At 64.6% G+C, this 19093-nt stretch carries 15 protein-coding genes; 5 read left to right on the forward strand and 10 right to left on the reverse strand.

Annotated elements, in window-relative coordinates:
* The first annotated feature begins 25 nt into the window (after nucleotides 1–25).
* Together GZ092_RS09595 and GZ092_RS09600 are read left to right on the forward strand one after the other, a co-directional pair.
* Nucleotides 26–565 (forward strand): winged helix DNA-binding protein, encoded by a 540-nt coding sequence (locus GZ092_RS09595; RefSeq protein WP_293636174.1) that lies wholly within the window; start codon nucleotides 26–28, stop codon nucleotides 563–565.
* 24 nt (nucleotides 566–589) lie between these two features.
* Nucleotides 590–4189 carry a hydantoinase B/oxoprolinase family protein gene (locus tag GZ092_RS09600; RefSeq protein ID WP_293636175.1) on the forward strand — a complete coding sequence of 1200 codons (3600 nt, stop codon included), beginning with the start codon at nucleotides 590–592 and terminating at the stop codon, nucleotides 4187–4189.
* A 189-nt stretch (nucleotides 4190–4378) separates the two neighbouring features.
* On the opposite strand, the gene GZ092_RS09605 is transcribed toward GZ092_RS09600, so the two are convergent.
* The 4 genes from GZ092_RS09605 to mtnP are packed head-to-tail and all read right to left on the reverse strand — an operon-like array spanning nucleotide 4379 to nucleotide 7565.
* Nucleotides 4379–5005 carry a TIGR04282 family arsenosugar biosynthesis glycosyltransferase gene (locus GZ092_RS09605; RefSeq protein WP_293636176.1) on the reverse strand — a complete coding sequence of 209 codons (627 nt, stop codon included), beginning with the start codon at nucleotides 5003–5005 and terminating at the stop codon, nucleotides 4379–4381.
* Entirely contained in the window at nucleotides 5002–5685 is a 684-nt protein-coding gene (locus tag GZ092_RS09610; protein ID WP_293636177.1) for a TIGR04283 family arsenosugar biosynthesis glycosyltransferase, read from the reverse strand. The genes GZ092_RS09605 and GZ092_RS09610 overlap by 4 nt, the downstream gene beginning before the upstream one ends.
* Before the next feature lie 7 nt (nucleotides 5686–5692).
* A complete protein-coding gene (gene arsS / locus GZ092_RS09615) occupies nucleotides 5693–6655 on the reverse strand; it encodes an arsenosugar biosynthesis radical SAM (seleno)protein ArsS (RefSeq protein WP_293636178.1) in 963 nt (320 codons plus the stop codon).
* A gap of 31 nt (nucleotides 6656–6686) precedes the next feature.
* The gene (mtnP, locus tag GZ092_RS09620) at nucleotides 6687–7565 is read right to left on the reverse strand and encodes an S-methyl-5'-thioadenosine phosphorylase (protein ID WP_293636179.1); all 879 of its coding nucleotides are present in this window, start codon (nucleotides 7563–7565) and stop codon (nucleotides 6687–6689) included.
* Nucleotides 7566–7794: 229 nt separating this feature from the next.
* Between mtnP and GZ092_RS09625 the strand changes: the two genes are divergently transcribed.
* The 3 genes from GZ092_RS09625 to GZ092_RS09635 all read left to right on the forward strand — a co-directional run bounded on the left by GZ092_RS09625 (nucleotide 7795) and on the right by GZ092_RS09635 (nucleotide 11946).
* Nucleotides 7795–9957 carry a bifunctional TVP38/TMEM64 family protein/FAD-dependent oxidoreductase gene (locus GZ092_RS09625; RefSeq protein ID WP_293636180.1) on the forward strand — a complete coding sequence of 721 codons (2163 nt, stop codon included), beginning with the start codon at nucleotides 7795–7797 and terminating at the stop codon, nucleotides 9955–9957.
* A 118-nt stretch (nucleotides 9958–10075) separates the two neighbouring features.
* Nucleotides 10076–10756 (forward strand): DUF3047 domain-containing protein, encoded by a 681-nt coding sequence (locus tag GZ092_RS09630; protein WP_293636181.1) that lies wholly within the window; start codon nucleotides 10076–10078, stop codon nucleotides 10754–10756.
* The gene (locus GZ092_RS09635) at nucleotides 10753–11946 is read left to right on the forward strand and encodes an FAD-dependent oxidoreductase (RefSeq protein ID WP_293636182.1); all 1194 of its coding nucleotides are present in this window, start codon (nucleotides 10753–10755) and stop codon (nucleotides 11944–11946) included. Before GZ092_RS09630 ends, GZ092_RS09635 begins: the two co-directional genes overlap by 4 nt.
* A 63-nt stretch (nucleotides 11947–12009) precedes the next feature.
* Here the strand turns inward: GZ092_RS09635 and GZ092_RS09640 are convergent, their stop codons facing one another.
* Genes GZ092_RS09640 through GZ092_RS09665 form a run of 6 tightly spaced genes read right to left on the reverse strand, consistent with a single transcriptional unit; the run spans nucleotide 12010 to nucleotide 18184 of the window.
* A complete protein-coding gene (locus tag GZ092_RS09640) occupies nucleotides 12010–12387 on the reverse strand; it encodes a monovalent cation/H(+) antiporter subunit G (protein WP_293636183.1) in 378 nt (125 codons plus the stop codon).
* A complete protein-coding gene (locus GZ092_RS09645; protein ID WP_293636184.1) occupies nucleotides 12384–12662 on the reverse strand; it encodes a K+/H+ antiporter subunit F in 279 nt (92 codons plus the stop codon). Before GZ092_RS09645 ends, GZ092_RS09640 begins: the two co-directional genes overlap by 4 nt.
* On the reverse strand, nucleotides 12659–13150 hold the full coding sequence (locus tag GZ092_RS09650; protein ID WP_293636185.1) for a Na+/H+ antiporter subunit E: 492 nt from the start codon (nucleotides 13148–13150) through the stop codon (nucleotides 12659–12661). The genes GZ092_RS09645 and GZ092_RS09650 overlap by 4 nt, the downstream gene beginning before the upstream one ends.
* Nucleotides 13147–14877: a monovalent cation/H+ antiporter subunit D gene (locus GZ092_RS09655; protein ID WP_293636186.1), complete on the reverse strand. Its 1731-nt coding sequence runs from the start codon at nucleotides 14875–14877 to the stop codon at nucleotides 13147–13149. Before GZ092_RS09655 ends, GZ092_RS09650 begins: the two co-directional genes overlap by 4 nt.
* On the reverse strand, nucleotides 14874–15239 hold the full coding sequence (locus GZ092_RS09660) for a Na+/H+ antiporter subunit C (protein WP_293636187.1): 366 nt from the start codon (nucleotides 15237–15239) through the stop codon (nucleotides 14874–14876). The genes GZ092_RS09655 and GZ092_RS09660 overlap by 4 nt, the downstream gene beginning before the upstream one ends.
* Complete coding sequence (locus tag GZ092_RS09665) at nucleotides 15239–18184, reverse strand: monovalent cation/H+ antiporter subunit A (RefSeq protein WP_293636188.1); 2946 nt, start codon at nucleotides 18182–18184, stop codon at nucleotides 15239–15241. Before GZ092_RS09665 ends, GZ092_RS09660 begins: the two co-directional genes overlap by 1 nt.
* Between the last annotated feature and the right edge of the window lie 909 nt (nucleotides 18185–19093).

The following is a 19093-nucleotide window of genomic DNA, read 5'->3' on the forward strand; positions in this document are numbered from 1 at the left end:
GATGCCAGCCCGGAGCCTGCCCGCCATGAAAAAAACCGACCCCCCGGCGCCCCGGGCCACGCCAGCTTCTTCCATCGTCTCGTCGGCGCACCTGGTGTCGCCCCGCAGCGCCGAGATGAGCGAGTTCGAGTTCGGCCTGATCGTGGCCGGCAACGCCTTTCACCGCTGGGTGGTGCACTGCATGAGTGCGGCCGGCCTGCCAGACCTGACTCCGCTTGATGTGCTGGTGCTGCACCATGTCACGCACCGCGCCCGCAACAAGCGCCTGGCCGACATCTGTTTCATCATGAATGTGGAAGACACCCACCTGATCAACTATTCGCTCAAGAAACTGCAGAACCTGGGCGTGGTGGTATCGAGCAAAAACGGCAAGGACGTGACCTATGCGTGCACCGATACGGGGCTTGACTACGTGATGCGCTACCGCGAGATTCGTGAGTCCTGTCTGATCAATGCCCTCAATGCCGACGATGGGCTGAACCGCGACATTGGCGAGTTGGCGCGCCTGCTGCGCCTGCTTTCAGGCATTTACGACCAGGCCGCGCGCTCTGCGGCCAGCCTCTAATCTTCTTTACCTTCAGGGCACCTCATGGAAAAAAATGGCACCAAGCGCTGGCAATTCTGGATCGACCGGGGCGGCACGTTCACGGACGTGGTGGCCAAAAAGCCCGATGGCTCGCTGGTCACGCACAAGCTCCTGAGCGAAAACCCAGAGCAGTACCGTGATGCGGCGGTTGCCGGCATTCGCCATCTGCTGGGCCTGAAAGCCGGCGAGGCGGTCAGTGCCGACGTGGTCGATTGCGTGAAGATGGGCACCACCGTGGCCACCAATGCGCTGCTCGAGCGCAAGGGCGAGCCGACGCTGCTGGTCACCACCCAGGGTTTCAGGGATGCGCTGCGCATCGCCTACCAGAACCGCCCGCGCCTGTTTGACCGCAACATCGTGTTGCCCGAACTGCTTTACAGCGCCGTGGTGCAAGCCCATGAGCGCGTCAGCGCACAGGGTGAAGTGCTTCAGCCGCTGGATGAAGTGCGCTTGAAAGAAGAGCTGCTTGCGCACTACCAGAAAGGGCTGCGGAGCCTTGCGATTGCTTTCATGCACGGCTACCGCTTCACCGAGCACGAAAAGGCGGCCAAACGCGTGGCTCAGGAAGTCGGCTTCACGCAGATCAGCACATCGCATGAAACCAGCCCGATGATGAAGTTTGTCAGCCGGGGTGACACCACCGTGGTCGATGCCTATCTGTCGCCCATCCTGCGCCGCTATGTCGAGCAGGTGGCGGCCGAAATGCCCGGCGTGAAGCTGTTCTTTATGCAGTCCTCGGGCGGCCTGACCGATGCCCATGTGTTCCAGGGCAAGGATGCGATCCTGAGCGGCCCGGCCGGCGGCATCGTCGGCATGGCGCGCACCGCCGCGATTGCCGGCATTGCCAAGGTGATCGGTTTTGACATGGGCGGCACCTCGACCGACGTGTCGCATTACGCCGGCGAATTCGAGCGCGAATTTGAAACCCAGGTGGCCGGCGTGCGCATGCGCGCGCCGATGATGAGCATTCACACCGTGGCAGCGGGTGGCGGTTCGGTTCTGGCATTTGATGGCGCCCGGTTTCGGGTTGGCCCCGAGAGCGCAGGCGCCAACCCCGGCCCCGCCAGTTACCGGCGCGGCGGTCCGCTGGCCGTGACCGACGCCAACGTGATGGTCGGAAAAGTCCAGCCGCGCTACTTTCCCAAGGTGTTCGGCCCGCAGGCCGACGAGGCGCTGAGCTTTGAGGCGGTGCAGATCAAGTTCGACGAACTGGCGACGCAGACCGGCCGCAGCGCCGAAGAAGTGGCCGAAGGTTTCATCAACATTGCGGTGCAGCAGATGGCCAACGCCATCAAGAAAATTTCGGTCGCGCGCGGCTACGACGTGACGCGTTACACGCTGCAGTGTTTTGGCGGCGCGGGCGGCCAGCATGCCTGCCTGGTGGCCGATGCGCTCGGAATGACCAAGGTGTTCGTGCATCCGCTGGCGGGGGTTCTGAGTGCCTACGGCATGGGGCTGGCCGACCAGAACGTGATTCGCGAGCAAGCCGTGGAACTCAAACTGACAGACGCGGCCTTGCCCAAGATTGCCGACGCGCTCAATGCGCTGGCCGCCACCGCGCAAGCCGAGTTGCAGCGCCAGCAGGTCAGCACGGGCGCCATCACCACGCATCAGCGCGTGCATGTGCGCTATGAAGGCAGCGATTCGGCGCTGGTCGTGCCCTTTGGCAGTCTGGCGCAGATCGAAGCCAGCTTTGAAGCAGCTTACCGCCAGCGTTTTGCCTTTTTGATGCAGGGCAAGGGCCTGGTCGTCGAAGCCGTGTCGGTCGAAGCGGTGGTAGCAGGCGATGCGCCGGCCGAGCCGCGTCACGCGCTGCACGAGCCGCGCGAAGTGCCGCGCCGTGAAACCGTGCGCATGTATTCGGGCGGCCAGTGGCTGGATGCGGCACTTGTGGTGCGCGAAGACCTGCAGCCGGGCGACATCATTTCCGGTCCGGCCATCATTGCCGAGAAAAATGCCACCACCGTGGTCGAACCCGGCTGGGAAGCGAATCTGACGGCGCTGGACCATCTGGTGCTGGACCGGCGGGCAGAGCGTGCGATTAAATTTGCAGTCGGCACGACGGTCGATCCGGTGCTGCTCGAAGTGTTCAACAACCTGTTCATGAACATCGCCGAGCAGATGGGCCTGCAACTGCAAAACACCGCCTACTCGGTCAACATCAAGGAACGGCTGGATTTCAGCTGCGCGCTGTTTGACACCGAAGGCAACCTGATTGCCAACGCGCCGCACATGCCGGTACACCTGGGCTCGATGGGCGAAAGCATCAAGACGGTGATTCGCGAGAACGCCGGCAAGATGCAGCCGGGCGACGTCTATGTGCTGAACGATCCTTATCACGGCGGCACGCACCTGCCTGACATTACCGTGATCACGCCGGTGTACCTGGGCGCTTCGCCGCACCACGACACGCCCACGTTTTACGTCGGCTCGCGCGGCCACCATGCCGACATCGGCGGCATCACGCCGGGCTCGATGCCGCCGTTCTCCACGCGCATTGAAGAAGAGGGCGTGCAGATCAACAACGTCAAGCTGGTCGATCGCGGGGTGCTGCGCGAAGCCGAGATGGTGGCGCTGCTCAAGAGCGGCCAATACCCTTCAAGGAATCCGCAGCAGAATATGGCCGACCTGAAAGCGCAGATTGCCGCCAACGAAAAAGGCGTGCAGGAGTTGCGCAAGATGGTCGAGCAGTTCAGCCTGGATGTCGTGCTGGCTTACATGAACCATGTGCAGGATAACGCCGAAGAATCGGTGCGCCGCGTCATCACACGGCTGAAGGACGGTGCCTTCACCCTGCCGCTGGACAACGGCGCGCAGATCCAGGTGGCGATTCGGGTCGATACGCAAAACCGCAGCGCCGAGATCGACTTCACCGGCACGTCGGAGCAGCAGACCAACAACTTCAACGCACCCACCGCCGTCTGTATGGCCGCCGTTTTGTATGTGTTCCGCACGCTGGTCGATGACGACATTCCGCTCAATGCGGGGTGCCTGAAGCCGCTCAAGGTCATCATTCCTGCAGGCTCGATGCTGAACCCGAATCCGCCGGCGTCAGTGGTGGCGGGCAATGTGGAAACCTCGACCTGCATCACCAATGCGCTGTATGGCGCGCTGGGCGTGATGGCGGCCAGCCAGTGCACGATGAACAACTTCACCTTCGGTAACGAGCGCCACCAGTATTACGAAACCATCTCGGGCGGCTCCGGGGCGGGCGAGGGCTTTAACGGCACTTCGGTGGTGCAAACCCACATGACCAACTCGCGGCTGACCGACCCGGAGGTGCTGGAGTTCCGCTTTCCTGTGCGGCTGGAAAGCTACGAGATTCGCCCTGACTCGGGCGGCACCGGGCGCTGGGTGGGCGGCAATGGCGGCGTGCGCCGGGTCAGGTTCCTGGAAGCCATGACGGCGAGCATCCTGTCCAATGGCCGCAAACATGGTGCTTTTGGCATGGCCGGTGGCGAGCCGGGGGCGGTCGGCCGCAACCTGGTGGTGCGGGCTGGCGGCCAGATCGAGGAACTGGCGCATATCGGGCAGGCGGAGATGCAGCCGGGTGATGTGTTCGAGATTCACACGCCGGGCGGTGGGGGCTTCGGCGTGGCTTGATGCGTGGCAGTCCAATGGGTTGCGGAATGTTTTGGCATGAAGCAAGCCCTTTGCGCATATGGCGCGAGCACTTGCAGCTATCAATTCAGTAGTGTTCAACACCCTGTGCTTGCCGTTGGGATTGATGCTATGGAATATATAGCTATAAACCCAATACAGTAAAGCGGAAACCCTTGTTTTTTTCGCATATCAAGGCTTGAGAAAGCCCGCAGGCAAGTGCGCAAGGTCTGCCGGCTCGTCGATGTCGTGCAGCAACGGTCCGCGCCAGACCTTGAGGCCCAGTGCGGTCATGCGAGACAGCGTTTCGGCGGCGACGGTAGCGGTGCTCCACGGCATCCGGTCAAACAGTGTGGGGCAGGGCGACTTCAGCCCGATCAGCACATAGCCGCCGTCGGCCACCGGCACCAGCAGCGCATCATGCGTCTTCAGCCGGCGTGCGGCTTCGTGGATCACCGCAGCCGTCAGCGCCGGGCAGTCGCTGCCCATCAGCAGCACCGTCTGGCCCTCTTCAGCCGTCACGCGCCGGACTGCGCGGGCCATGCGTTCGCCCAGGTCGCCTTCGCCTTGGGCGGTGCGCAACACCGCAGCGGGAATGGCGATGTTTTCCCAAGCCGGGTCGTTGGGCGACGGGCTCATGCACAGCTCGACCGGCCCGGCGCCTGCTTGCAGCGCCTGTTGCAAGGTGTGCGCCAGCATGCGATGCGCCAGCCCGGCGGCGCCCTCGGCGCCCAGGGCCGGAATCAGCCGGGTCTTGACGGTGCCTGCTTGCGGCGCCTTGGCAAACACCACCAGCCTGGGGCTCTCGGTAACCTTCACTTGTAACGCTCGGCCAGTCGCTCGGGCGCCGCGCCGCGCCAGTAGGCCAGGCGCAGCTGCCACATCAGCAGCACCGTGCGCCACACGCCATGCCTTTCCCAGCGCCGGCCCGAGGTGACGACGCGCGCGCACAGGCAGGCCGGGCGCGAAATTTTCAGCAGCCGGACTGACATCTCGATGTCTTCCATCAGCGGCTGGACCGGGAATCCGCCAACGACGTCAAACGCGGCGCGGGTCATGAACAGCGCCTGGTCGCCGGTGGCGATGCCGGTCCAGCGCGAGCGCCGGTTCATCAACGCGGCAATCACGCGCAGCATCCGGTGCTTGCCTTCAATGCGCACGTCAAAACGGCCCCAGACCTGCGGGCCGCTGGCGAGTGCCTGCTGGATCAGTCTGTCGGCATCGGGCGGCAGTCGTGTGTCAGCGTGCAAAAACACCAGCACGTCGCCTGTGGCTTGATGCGCGCCCGCGTTCATCTGCAGTGCGCGCCCGCGCGGGGCGTGGACCACCTGCGCACCACCGGCCTGCGCCAGCGCCACGGTGCCATCGACGCTGCCGCCATCGGCCACCAGCAATTGCGCGCCGCATGCCACCAGCGGGGCCAGTGCTTGCAACATAGCCGAAATTCCCGCAGCCTCGTTCAGCGCGGGAATCACCACCGACAGGCGGGCGGGCGTCATGTCGCGTTCAGTGTTCCAGCGCGCCGCCGCAGCTGCTGCCCTGGCCTGCCGTGCAGCCGTAGCAATGGCCTGCCACGCGGATGGCCTGGTCGTCCAGGCTATGCCTGAGCAAATCGCGCAGGTGGCGCTGCAGCCCCGACGTGCCCAGCGGCAGGCCGAGCTGCTGGTTGAAGTCGCAGTCCGACAGCCAGCCTTGCCAGTCCACGCTGACGGTGCTGCGGCACATCACCCCTGGCAGGTTCTGTGGCTGGTAGCTGTTTTTGAGCAACTCCATGTAGCTGTCAAACGAGCCCTTGGACACCAGCGTCGAGCCAAAGCGCTGGATCGGCATGTTGGTCAGCGCAAACAACTCGTTGAAGACGATGCCGAAGTGGGCCAGCAGCTCGCGCTTGTAGTCGGCCTGCAGCATTTGCTGGTCGGGCGGCAGCGACGCGCCCTGCGGGTTGTAGACCAGGTTCAGCACCAGGCCGGAACCGGGCTGGCCGTAGCCCAGCGCGTTGAGCTGCTGGAGCGCGGCAATGCTCAGGTCAAACACGCCCTCGCCGCGCTGCTTGTCCACGTTGGCGGCTGAATAGCAGGGCATGGACGCGACCACCTCGACCCGCTGTTCGGCCAGGAATGCCGCCAGCCCTTCCTGGCCGGGTTCAAACAGGATCGTCAGGTTGCAGCGGTCGATCACGCGAACGCCCTGTGCCCGCGCGGCACGCACCAGGCCGCGAAAGCCTTCGTGCAACTCGGGCGCGCCGCCGGTCAGGTCCAGCGTTGACAGGCCGCGCGCCGCCAGCACCTCGGGAATCAGCGCCAGGGTGGCCGCGTCCATCATTTCGGTGCGATGCGGTCCGGCGTTGACGTGGCAGTGCACGCAACTCTGGTTGCAGCGGTAGCCCAGGTTGACTTGCAGCGTGTCCAGGCGTGCCCGGTCAATCGCCGGAAAGCGGATTTTTTTCAGCAGGGGTAAGGTAGCGTGCATGCGTCTATAGGTCGTTGTGCGGGCGGAAAGTTCAGTTGAGCAGCGCGGCCAGGCGGGCGCGGACCTCGGGCGCCATGGCGTCCGGCTGGGTCACCAGCGCGTTTTGAAGCGCCGTGTGCGCTTGACTTGCAGGCTGTTCGGCGCCCAGCAGGCGGATGGCTTCGGCGGCCACCTGCTGCGCCCGGCCGGCGTTCTTGAACAGGTTGGCCAGCGCCATGTCGGCGCTCACATGCGCCTCGCGCGGGTGCCAGCAGTCAAAGTCGGTCACCAGCGCCAGCGTGGTGTAGGCAATCTGCGCCTCTCTGGCCAGCTTGGCCTCGGGCATGTTGGTCATGCCGATCACGCCGCCATCCATGCTGCGATACCAGTTCGATTCGGCCAGGCTGGAAAACTGCGGGCCTTCGATGCACACATAGGTGCCGCCTTCGTGCAGCGTCACGCCGTGGCCGGGGGCTTCGCGTGCAAGCACGTTGCGCACCGCCTGCGCCAGCACGCCGGCGGTTGCCGGACAGACCGGCTGCGCCATCGACACATGGGCAACCGCGCCGCGCCCAAAAAACGTGCTTTCTCGGCGTTTGGTCAGGTCGATGAACTGGTCGGGCAGCACCATGTCCAGCGGCTTGACATCTTCCTTCAAGGAACCCACGGCCGATATGGACAGCAGGTAGCGCACACCCAGCTGCTTCATGGCGTGGATGTTGGCGCGGTAGGGCACCTCGGAGGGCAGCAGGCGGTGGCCGCGCGCGTGCCGGGCCACGAAGGCCACTGGCACGCCATGCACCTGGCCGGTGACCAGCACGTCGGATGGCGCGCCAAACGGCGTGTCCATCACCTGTTCCTGCGCGCCTTCGAGTGCGTCCATCTGGTAAAGGCCACTGCCTCCGATGATGCCGACCAATGCCTGGTTCATGCTTTGAATTCCTGGTTGAAGTTAGACTGCTTGAGCGTCTGGGGGTGGGCTATTTGCCGCACAGTCCCTGATTCTGTGCGAGTTTTCCAGAAAGCAGGCGTGTCCCGGTCCGATGTCCCTTTACCTCATTGGGCGACGAACCTGGCTTCTTCCTACAGATGCAGCCTCCTTTTTTTGTGAGAATCAGGCGTCGGTCCAAATCAAGCAGAAGAACAACCCCAAGGACCCCGTGAATCTACGCAAATTTCTGATTGCCGCGCTGCTGCTGGCAGGCATCGCCGCTTTCTTTGTGCTGGACCTGAGCCGCTATTTCAGCCTGGCGTTCATCAAGGACAGCCAGGCTTCTTTCACGGCGCTGTTCAATGAACGACCGGTGATGGTGACACTGGTGTTTTTCGCTCTTTATGTGGCCGTCACCGCGCTGTCGCTGCCGGGCGCGGCTATTTTGACGCTGGCGGGCGGCGCCAGTTTCGGGCTGGTGTGGGGCACGGTGGTGGTGTCCTTTGCCTCGACCATCGGGGCCACACTGGCCATGCTGGCGGCGCGCTACCTGCTGCGCGATACGATTCAGGCGCGCTTTGGCCGGCGCCTGGAAGAAATCAACAAGGGCATTGAAAAAGAAGGCGCGTTCTATCTTTTCTCCCTGCGGTTGATCCCGGTGGTGCCGTTTTTTGCGCTCAACTTGCTGATGGGCTTGAGCCGCATCAAGACCTGGACCTACTTCTGGGTCAGCCAGCTGGGCATGTTCGCAGGCACCGTGGCCTATGTGAACGCGGGCACGCAAATCGCCAGGATCGACTCGCTGCAGTCGATTTTGTCGCCGGGGCTGATTGGCTCCTTTGTGCTGCTGGGGCTGCTGCCGCTGGCGGTCAGCAAGGTGCTGGCGCTCGTCAAGCGTCGCAAGGTGTATGCGCGCTGGAAGGGCGTGAAACCGTCAAGTTTTGACCGCAACCTGGTCGTGATTGGCGCCGGTGCGGGCGGGCTGGTGTCGGCCTACATTGCCGCCGTGGTCAAGGCCAGGGTGACGCTGGTCGAAGCGCACAAGATGGGCGGCGACTGCCTGAACTACGGCTGCGTGCCGTCCAAGGCGCTGATCCGCAGCGCGAAGCTGGCGCACCAGATGCGCCACGGCGCCAATTACGGCTTGAGCAACGCCACGCCAGAATTCAGCTTCAAGGCCGTGATGCAGCGGATTCAGGACGTGATCCGCGCCATTGCGCCGCACGACAGCGTGGAGCGCTACACCAGCCTGGGTGTCGAGGTGCTGAAAGGCCATGCCCGCATTGTCAATCCGTGGACGGTGGAAATTGCGCTGAACGATGGCGGCACGCAAACGCTGACCACCCGCAGCATCGTGATTGCGGCCGGCGCCCGGCCTTTCGTGCCGCCGCTGCCGGGCCTGGACGAGGTGGGCTATGTCACCAGCGACACCTTGTGGGACGTGTTTGCCCAGCTTGACGCCGTTCCCAAGCGCCTGGTGGTGCTGGGCGGCGGGCCGATTGGCTGTGAGCTGGCACAGGCTTTTGCGCGGCTGGGCGCGACGGTCACGCAGGTAGAAAAGGGGCCTTGCCTGCTGAGCCGTGAGGACGAGGAAGTGTCGGCGCTGGCCCGTGACGCACTGGTAGCCGACGGCGTGCAGGTGCTGACCGGCCACGAGGCACTGCGCTGCGAGAACGTGGGCGGCGTCAAGACCCTGGTGGTTGCGCACCAGGGCGTTGAAAAGCGCATCGAATTCGACCAGCTACTCTGCGCCGTCGGCCGCGCGGCGCGCTTGAGTGGCTACGGACTGGAAGAACTCGGCATCTCGACAGAGCGCACGGTGCCCACCAACGACTATCTGCAGACCATCTACCCGAACATCTATGCCGCGGGCGACGTGGCCGGGCCTTACCAGTTGACGCATGTGGCAGCGCACCAGGCCTGGTATGCCGCCGTCAATGCGCTGTTTGGCGAGTTCAGGCTGTTCAAGGCCGACTATTCGGTCATTCCGTGGACCACCTTCATCGACCCGGAAGTCGCCCGCGTCGGATTGAGCGAAGCCGAGGCCAAGGAAAAAGGCGTGGCCTACGAGGTCACGAAATACCCTATCCATGACCTGGACCGCGCCATTGCCGACAGCGAGGCGCGCGGTTTCGTCAAGGTGCTGACCTTGCCGGGCAAGGACAAGATCCTGGGCGTGACGATTGTCGGCACCCACGCCGGCGATCTGCTGGCCGAGTACGTGCTGGCTATGCGGCACGGGCTGGGGCTGAACAAGATTCTCTCGACCATTCACACCTACCCGACGCTGTCGGAAGCCAACAAATACGCAGCCGGTGAATGGAAACGCGCGCACCAGCCCGTGCGGCTGCTGGAATGGGTGCGCAAATACCACGACTGGAAACGAAGCTGACATGACATTGCCTCCCGCCACAAGGCGCTTTCCCTTATTTTATCCCACTATGCTTTTTATAGCTGCTGGTGCCCTGTGGCTGTGCGCAAAGCCGGTATTTGCTGAAGATTTGGTCGCGTTGACAACGACGGCAGCGAATCTGCATCCCTTTTCGTCCGCCAGCGGTGCCGTGCCGCCCGCACCCTGGCGCGTGGTCGGCCTGCCCAAGGCCACCAAGCCGCTGACCCGCTTTGACCTGGTGCCTCTCGACGGCCACCCGGTGCTGCGGGTGCAGACCGACCATTCCTATGCCAACCTGGTGCATGACCTGCCGGACTTTGCGCTGGCGCCTGGCATGAAACTGCGCTGGCGCTGGCGGCTGGACCAGCCATTGCGAGGCACCGACCTGCGGCAACGCGCCGGCGACGACACGCCGCTCAAGGTCTGCGCCCTGTTCGACATGCCGCTGGAGCAGCTTGGCTTCGTCGAGCGAAACCTGCTGCGTGCCGCCCGTTTGTCGAGCGGCGAAAACCTGCCTGCCGCCACCTTGTGCTATGTCTGGGACGCCAGCTTGCCGGCTGGAACCCTGCTCGACAACGCCTTCACGCACCGCATGCGCATGATCGTGGCGGACAGCGGCGAACTGCATCTGGGCCAGTGGGTTGCGCACTCGCAGGACCTGGCAGCCGACTTCCGGCGCGCCTTCGGCAAGGAGTCTGCTACCGTGCCGCCTTTGCAGGGCTTGCTGGTGGGCGGCGACTCGGACAACACCGCCGGCCAGAGCCTGGGCTATGTCGGCGATATCACGCTGTCGCCATGACGCCGGTTGAAAACAAGGCCAAGCCTGCCGATGAAGCCGGCGTTCTTCCGGCAAGCCCCGCGCCAGCGGGCGGGCGGCATCTTGTGCTGCTGGGGGCTGGCCATGCCCACGTGCATGTGCTGCACAGCCTGGCGCAAGACCGGCCGGCTGACCTGAGCATCACGCTCGTTACGCCGCACCCGCGCCAGCTTTATTCGGGCATGGTGCCGGGGTTTGTCGCCGGGCATTACACGCTGGCCGACTGCATGATTCCGCTCGACGGGCTGCTTGCCCGCAGCGGGGTGCGCCATGTGCAAGGCAGCGCAAAGGGGCTGGACGTCGATGCGCGCACTGTGACCCTGGCCAGCGGCGCCACATTGCCTTACGACTGGCTGAGCCTGGACACCGGCCCGGTCATGGACCGCGAAAAGATCGAGGCGCAGATGCCGGGCGCGCGCGAGCATGCCTTGTTCGTGCGGCCCATCGAAGCCTTCGGCCAGCTCTGGCCCCGGGTGATGGCGATGGCGCGAGATAAAAAAATTCACCTGGCCGTGGTCGGCGCGGGTGCGGCGGGTCTGGAACTGGCCATGGCCGCTGCCCATGCACTGGGCGGTGCGTCGTACGCGAAAGGCAGCCGGGTGACGCTGCTCAGCGGTGCGCAGCCACCGGGTGCCAGCTACCCTGCCAGCGTGCAGCGCCGCATTGCCCGGGCCTTGCAACGCCTTCGGATCGAGGTGCTGCCTGAATCCTGCGTCGGTCTGGACGCAGGCGGCATGAGGCTGGGCAACGGCCAGCATCTGGCCTGCGATGTACCGCTGCTGGCCCTGGGCGCCCAGGCGCCGGCATGGCTGGCTGGCAGCCGCCTGGCGCTGGACGAGGGTGGTTTTGTGGCGGTCAACGCCTTTCAGCAAAGCACCAGCCATCCGGCGGTATTTGCTGCCGGCGATGTCGCCAGCCGCGTCGATGCGCCGCATGCGCGAAGCGGCGTGTACGCGGTGCGCGCCGGCCCGCCGCTGCTGGCCAACCTGCGCGCCGCATGGCAGGGCCAGCCGCTCAAGCCCTATGCGCCGCAACAGCGCACGCTTAACCTGCTGTCGTGCGGCGGTCGCCATGCGATTGCCGTGTGGGGCGGGCTCAGCGTCGAAGGCGCCTGGGTCTGGCGCTGGAAAGACCGCATCGACCGCCAGTTTGTGGCGCGCTACGCGGTTTGAACCAAGGTTTTATAAGTCAAATCAGCTCTTGCGCAAGACGGGTGTGCACAAGAAGCTATCAATTCAGGAGTCTTTGACTCCCGGCGGGACGATGCGGCTGACGCTGGGCGGCACATCCTTGCCCATCTGCCGGGCCCGGAAAAGGCTGGCGCGCATCAGGAAAATCGTCGGAATGGGCACGGTGATGGCAATGAACAGCGCCGTCAGCAGCGGAAAAATCGCCAGTTCACCTTGCTGGACCGAGAAAAAAAGCACCGTTCCCCACATCACGCACCAGCAGCCCAGCGTGGCAATGATGGCCGGCACGTGGACGCGCTCGAAAAAAGTCGGCAGGCGCAGCAAGCCGAAAGAGCCCAGCAGCGCCACTGCCGCGCCTGCCAGCACCAGTGCAGCGACGACGATCTCCGCCCACAGCGGCAGGGCAACGCCGGCCCCCGTCATTCAATCACCTCGCCGCGCAGCAGGAACTTGGCCATTGCCGTGGTGCTGACAAACCCCAGCAGCGCGATCAGCAGCGCCGCCTCGAAGTAGTGCCGGTTGCCGTAGATCAGGCCCAGCACCAGCATCGCCAGCATGCCGTTGAGGACCATGCAGTCCAGCGCCAGGACCCGGTCCTGCGCCGCTGGTCCCTTGATCAGCCGGACCATGGTGCAAAGCATGGCCAGCACCAGCATGAACAGCGCCAGCGGCAGTGCCCAGGAAAGAATCGGGTTCATGACTCAAAAATCTCCATCAGGGGGCGCTCATAGCGCGTTTTGATCTGCGCGGCCATGGCGCCGGCATCATCGACTTCCAGTGCATGCAGCAGCAAGGTGGCGCGGTCCAGCGACAACTCGGCCCAGGCCGTTCCGGGCGTCAGGCAGACAATCATGGCCAGCGCTGCCAGTCCGTTCGGATCACGCAGGTCCAGCGCCACCTGCACAAAACCGGGCGGATGGCGCCGGCTGCCTGGCCTGAGCAGCAGGCGCATCACGGCGATGTTCGAGCGCGTCGAGTCGCCAGCGACCGTGAGCAGCAGGCGCAGCGCTACGCCCGGCTTTCTGATGCGCACCCGCACCGGCCGCAGCCCGGCAGTCAGCAGCGGAATGGCCACTGCCAGAAGTCCGGCCAGCAGCAGGTGCCCCACGCCCAGCGTGCGGTTGAGCAGCAGCCACAGCACGAACAGCGCGGCGGACAGCAGCGGCGCGGGCAGCATTTTTTTCATGGCGCCTCCTGGGCGGGTTCTGCCCGTGGCGCCTGCGGCCCCGGTATCGGGCGGGCGGACATGACCGCCCGCACATAAAGTTCGGGCGTGTGCAGCGCATCGGCCGTCGCCTGCATGTAGCCCATCACCGGGCCGGCCTGCAGCGTCAGCAGCACGCAGGCGCCCAGCAAAAAGGCGATGGGCAGGCCTTCGAGCACGCGCAGCTGCAGTGAGGCCCGGTCGTAGGTGGCCCAGAAATGCAGGATGCCGGCGCGCGTCAGTGCGATCAGCGCCAGCAGGCCGGTGCCAATCAGGAGCGTCAGCAGCGTCCAGCCGGCCGCGCCTGGCGCCTGGCCGCCAGAGAGGCCCAGCCCGGACGGATTGAGCAAGGCCGTCAGCATGGCAAACTTTCCGACAAAGCCAGACAGCGGCGGCAGGCCGGCAATCACCAGCGTGCAGGCCATGAAGCCCAGTCCCAGCAGCGCCACGGCGGCAGGAATCACCCGGCCGGTGAGCACTTCCTCGTCGTCGTCCAGGTTCAGCCCCTTGACGGGCATCAGCTCGGCGGTCAGGAAGGGCGCATCGTCGTGGTCAAAGGGCGCCAGGCTGGCGCCGTCGTTGCGCCAGCGGTCCATCAGGTCGGCCAGCAAAAACAGCGCGCTGATCGCCAGCGTCGAACTGGGCAGGTAGTACAACAGGCCGGCCGTCAGCAGAGGCTGGCCAAATCCGGCGGCGGCCAGCAAGGTGCCTGACGAGACAATGGCGCCGTATCCGGCCAGGTAGCCCAGCCGCTGCGAGCCCAGCATGCCGATGGCACCAAAAGCCATCGTCAGCATGCCGCCGACGATCAGCCACAGGCTGCCGAAGTGCGCCGAAGGACCGGCATCCAAGCCGAACAGCAGCAGCCACAGCCGCAGGATGACGTAGATCCCGACCTTGGTCATGAGCGCGAACAGCGCGCCGACCGGTGCCGTCGCCGCGCTGTAGGCCGGCACCAGCCAGAAATTCAGCGGCCACACCGCCGCCTTGATCAGGAAGGCCGTCGCCAGGATGCCGGCCGCCGCATGCAGCAGGCCCCGGTCGGCCTCAGCCACCTGTGGAATGCCTTGCGCCAGGTCGGCCATGTTCAGCGTACCGGTGATGCCGTAGAGCATCGAGGCGCCGATGAGGAACAGCGACGACGCGGCCAGGTTGATGGCAATGAAGTGCAGTCCCGACTGCACCCGGACCCGGCCCGAACCATGCAGCAGCAGCCCGTAGGACGCCGCCAGCATGATCTCGAAAAACACGAACAGGTTGAACAGGTCGGCCGTCAGGAAGGCGCCGCACAGGCCCATGAGCTGGAGCTGGAACAGCGGGTGAAAGTGAACGCCCGCGCGGTGCCAGCGGGCGGCGGCAAACATGGCTGAGGCCAGCGCGATGGTGCTGGTCAGCACCAGCATCATGGCCGACAGGCGGTCCAGCGCCAGCACGATGCCAAAGGGCGCCGGCCAGTTGCCCGCCAGGTAAACGTCCATGGTGGACGCCGGGCCCTGCTGGCCGGCCCAGCCCAGCAGCGCCACCGACACGCCCAGCCCCAGTAGCGTGGAGGCCATGTTCAGTGTCAGCTTGGTGCGTTGCTGGTCTTCGCCCATCAGCAGCATCAGCGCGGCGGTAAGCAGCGGCAGCAGGATGGGCGCCAGCATCAGGTGCGGCATCAGCGGCGCAATGACTTCGTTCAGGGCACTTATCGCATGTATTGCGCTCATTGCAGTTCCTGGGCGTCGTCGGCCTTGCTGCCGTCTACATGGTCGGTGCCCGACATGCCGCGCGAAGCCAGCAATACCACGAGGAACAGCGCCGTCATGGCAAAGCCAATGACAATCGCCGTCAGTGTCAAGGCCTGCGGCATCGGGTCGGCATAGTGCAGCAGGTCCTGCGGCACGCCCGGCGTGAGCAGGGGCGCCTTGCCCAGGGCCAGACCCAGCCGGCCCATGCTGAAGATGAACAGGTTGACCGCGTACGACAGCAGCGCCAGGCCCATGATCACCTGGAACGTGCGCGGGCGCAGCAGCAGCCACACGCCCGAGCCGGTCAGCACACCAATGGCAAGGGCCAGAACAATTTCCATCAGCGGGTTTCCAATGCAGCAGGCAAGGCTGCGGCCTCGCGGGTTTCCTCGGCCATGCGGGCGTGGTGGCGATGGCCGCGCACCGACTGGTGGGCAATCGAGGTGAGGATCATCAGCGTCGAACCCACCACCAGGGCAAAAACGCCGAGGTCGAAAAATATTGCGCTGGCCACATGGAGCTCACCGATCAGCGGCAGGTCCCAGTGCGCTGTATGGCTGGTCAGGAAGGGATAGCCCCAGGCCAGCGAGGCCAGTCCGGTGCCCAGCACGGTCAGCAGTCCCAGGGCCATCCAGCGGCGCAGCCGCAGCGGCAGGTGCGCCTCGACCCACTGGGTGCCCGAGATGATGTATTGCAGCAGCAGCGCCACCGACAGCACCAGCCCGGCCACGAAGCCGCCGCCCGGCTCGTTGTGCCCGCGCATGAAGAAAAACACCGACACCATGACGGCCACCGGCAGCAGCAGCCGGGCCAGCACCGCCGGCACCATCAGGTAACCCACGGCCGTGTCCGTGGCCTGGCGCGGGTTGAGCAGGTCGGTGGCCAGGTCGGCGGGCAGGGCGCGCTGCTGCTCGGGCAGGTCCATGGTTTCGAGCGCCGGGCGAAAGCGCCGCAGCAGCGCATAGACCGTGAGCGCGACGATGCCCAGCACGACGATTTCGCCAAAGGTGTCAAAGCCCCGGAAGTCCACCAGCATGACGTTGACGACGTTGCTGCCGCCGCCTTCGGTGAAGGCGCGCTCAAGGAAGAAGGTCGAGGTGCTTTCGGGAAAAGGCCGGCTCATCATGGCCCAGGACAGCAGCGCCATGCCGGTGCCTGCCCCCACCGACAGCAGCAGGTCGCGCAGCCGGCGCCAGCGCGTGCCGCGCCGCTCGGCCCGGTTCGGCAGCCGCAGGCTTTCATGCCGCTTGGGCAGCCAGCGCAGGCCCAGCAGGATCAGCACGGTGGTGACGATTTCCACCACCAGTTGGGTCAGCGCCAGGTCGGGCGCGGAAAACCATAAAAAGGTGATGCAGGCACACAGTCCGGCCGCGCCCATCAGCGCGAGCGCTGCCATGCGGTGGTACTTGGCCTGCCAGGCGGCGGCGACCGCGCAGACCGCGCCGACGGCCCAGAGCAGGGCGAAAGCCGGCGACAAGGCCAGCGACGCCCGGTCGCCCACATACAGCCCCCGCGTCCACAAGGGCAGAACGCCCGCCACCAGCGTGGCGCTGACCAGCCACAGCATCTGCCACTGCAGGCGCTGTGTGGCCAGCATCCTCCGGCCCTGGCGACCCGCCAGCGTCAGCAGGGCCAGCGTGCCGTCAAACAGGCGCTTGCCGTTGAGGCGGTACATCAGGACGGCCGCGTCCACCTGGCCGAGCGAACGGTAGTGGCGCAGCACCAGGTAGATCGCGATACCGCCCAGCATTGCCACGATGCTCATCAGCAAGGGCGTGTTGAAGCCATGCCAGACGGCCAGGCTGTAAACTGGCAACTCGCCGCCCACCACCGGACGCGCCGCCGCATCCAGGAAACGACCCACGCTCCAGGCCGGAAAGATGCCGACCACCAGGCAGGCCAGCACCAGCAACTCGACCGGTACGCGCATCCAGTGCGGCGGTTCGTGGGGCTGCCGGGGCAGGTCGGTGGCCGGCGGGCCAAAAAACACGTCCACCGTGAAGCGCAGCGAATACGCCACGCTGAACATGCCGGCCAGCGTGGCGGCCACCGGCAGCAGCAGGGAAACCAGCGGCGTGGCCTGGATGAAGACGGTTTCGGCAAAGAACATTTCCTTCGACAAAAAGCCGTTGAGCAGCGGCACGCCCGCCATGGCTGCGCTGGCCACCATGGCCAGCGTGGCAGTCACCGGCATCAGTCTGCGCAGGCCGGACAGCCGCCGGATGTCGCGGGTGCCGCTTTCATGGTCCAGGATGCCGGCCGCCATGAACAGCGAGGCCTTGAAGGTCGCATGGTTCATGATGTGGAAAACCGCCGCGACGGCTGCCAGCGGACTGTTCAGGCCCAGCAGCAAGGTGATCAGGCCGAGGTGCGAAATCGTCGAATAGGCCAGCAGGCCCTTCAGGTCGTTCTGGAACATCGCCGCATAGCCGCCAATCAGCAGCGTGATCAGGCCGGCGCCGCCGACCAGCCAGAACCACGGTTCGGTATCGGCCAGCACCGGCCACATGCGGGCCAGCAAAAACACGCCAGCCTTGACCATGGTGGCCGAATGCAGGTAGCTAGATACCGGCGTCGGCGCGGCCATGGCATGCGGCAGCCAGAAGTGAAACGGAAACTGCGCGCTTTTGGTCAGTGCGCCCAGCAGCACCAGCACCAGGCAGGTCAAATACAGCGGATGCGCGCGAATCTGCGGCCCGGCCGCCAACACCACGTCCAGGTCGTAGCTGCCGACGATGTGGCCGATCACCAGCATGCCAGCCAGCATGCACAGCCCGCCGCTGCCCGTCACGGTCAGCGCCATGCGGGCACCGCGTCGCGCATCCTTGCGGTGGTGCCAGTAGCCGATCAGCAGGAAGGAAAACAGGCTGGTCAGTTCCCAGAAAAAGGCCAGCTGGATGAGGTTACCCGACAGCACGATGCCTACCATCGAGCCCATGAATGCCAGAAAAAAGGAAAAAAAGCGCGGCACCGGGTCGGTCGGCGCCATGTAGTAGCGCGCATACAGCACCACCAGCGAGCCGATGCCGAGCACCAGCATGCAGAACATCCAGGCAAAGCCGTCCAGGCGGATCACCAGGTCCAGGCCCAGCGCCGGCAGCCATGCGATGTCCTGGCGCAGCACGCCGCCGTCGGCTATCTGCGGAAAGTACAGCGCCGCCTGTACGGTGCAGAACACGGCAATCAGGCCCGCCAGCGTGGATTCGGTATTGCGTGCATTGGCCGGAAGCAGCGCGGCAATGAGGCTGCCGATAAAGGGCAGGAGGATGAGGGTGACGAGGGGCATGCCCGGAAGATTTTACGGGGGCGTTTTTGCGGCTGGACCTGAAATTGGTTTTTGCTATGAAATTAATAGCTATTGATGCATGCTGGAATTGCGCAAAAGGCTGTTTTTTCTTGAAATTCTTAACTATTAACGCTTTCGATTGGATGGCTGCGGTTTCTGTTTCTGTTCCTGTTCTGGGGGCTTGGGGTGGGTTCTTCTGTGGATTGAGGGGTGAGCGCCTTCCCGGCGGGGGGTAACTTTCTTTTCGGGCAAAAAAGAAAGTCACCAAAGAAAGTTGCCTGGGAAACGGGAGCGGGTTAGAGCTAAGCGCTCTGTCGGGCCTTCGCTTCGCTGGGCCCTGGGTTCTTTGATCGGCAGCTGGTGATTCAATGCCGGAGGCTGGCTAGTTCTACCGCTCGCTCGCCAACAGCTTCACGCTCTGCTTGATCGTTTGTTCTGTGCCTCGAGCACTGCTGGCAGTTTTTTTCCCTTTTTTCTCGGCCAAGGCAGGCAGCCTGGGAAGGGGCTGACAGCGATTGGTAAAAAGAACCATCGTGGTTCCACAGCCACTGATCCACCAGCCCAAACCCAGCAGGGAATACGAAAACGGCACAGCCGAAAGCCGACAGCGATGCGCGCAGCGCGCAGCGCAAACCAGCCAGCCAGATTAAGCAGAGCGTGAAGCTGTTGGCGAACGAGCGGTAGAACTAGCCAGCCTCCGGCATTGATCACCGGCTGCCGATCAAAGAACCCAGGGCCCAGCGAAGCGAAGGCCCGACAGAGCGCTCAGCTCTAACCCGCTCCCGTTCCCCAGGCAACTTTCTTTGGTGACTTTCTTTTTTGCCAGAAAAGAAAGTTACCCCCCGCCGGGAAGGCGCTCACCCCTCAAACCACAGAAGAACCCACCCCAAGCCCCCAGAACAGAAACAG

Origin of the sequence: Polaromonas sp., assembly GCF_010365105.1 — a bacterium.
Lineage (GTDB): Bacteria > Pseudomonadota > Gammaproteobacteria > Burkholderiales > Burkholderiaceae_C > Polaromonas.

Excerpts from the sequence above, each read along its gene's own strand:
- GZ092_RS09645 (WP_293636184.1), bottom strand. The coding sequence starts at position 12,662 with ATGAACCCGATTCTTTCCTGGGCACTGCCGCTGGCGCTGTTCATGCTG.
- GZ092_RS09665 (WP_293636188.1), bottom strand. The coding sequence starts at position 18,184 with ATGCCCCTCGTCACCCTCATCCTCCTGCCCTTTATCGGCAGCCTCATT.
- mtnP (WP_293636179.1), bottom strand. The coding sequence starts at position 7,565 with ATGAACCAGGCATTGGTCGGCATCATCGGAGGCAGTGGCCTTTACCAG.
- GZ092_RS09610 (WP_293636177.1), bottom strand. The coding sequence starts at position 5,685 with ATGACGCCCGCCCGCCTGTCGGTGGTGATTCCCGCGCTGAACGAGGCT.
- GZ092_RS09660 (WP_293636187.1), bottom strand. The coding sequence starts at position 15,239 with ATGGAAATTGTTCTGGCCCTTGCCATTGGTGTGCTGACCGGCTCGGGC.
- GZ092_RS09650 (WP_293636185.1), bottom strand. The coding sequence starts at position 13,150 with ATGAAAAAAATGCTGCCCGCGCCGCTGCTGTCCGCCGCGCTGTTCGTG.
- GZ092_RS09640 (WP_293636183.1), bottom strand. The coding sequence starts at position 12,387 with ATGACGGGGGCCGGCGTTGCCCTGCCGCTGTGGGCGGAGATCGTCGTC.
- GZ092_RS09600 (WP_293636175.1), top strand. The coding sequence starts at position 590 with ATGGAAAAAAATGGCACCAAGCGCTGGCAATTCTGGATCGACCGGGGC.
- arsS (WP_293636178.1), bottom strand. The coding sequence starts at position 6,655 with ATGCACGCTACCTTACCCCTGCTGAAAAAAATCCGCTTTCCGGCGATT.
- GZ092_RS09655 (WP_293636186.1), bottom strand. The coding sequence starts at position 14,877 with ATGAGCGCAATACATGCGATAAGTGCCCTGAACGAAGTCATTGCGCCG.
- GZ092_RS09635 (WP_293636182.1), top strand. The coding sequence starts at position 10,753 with ATGACGCCGGTTGAAAACAAGGCCAAGCCTGCCGATGAAGCCGGCGTT.
- GZ092_RS09595 (WP_293636174.1), top strand. The coding sequence starts at position 26 with ATGAAAAAAACCGACCCCCCGGCGCCCCGGGCCACGCCAGCTTCTTCC.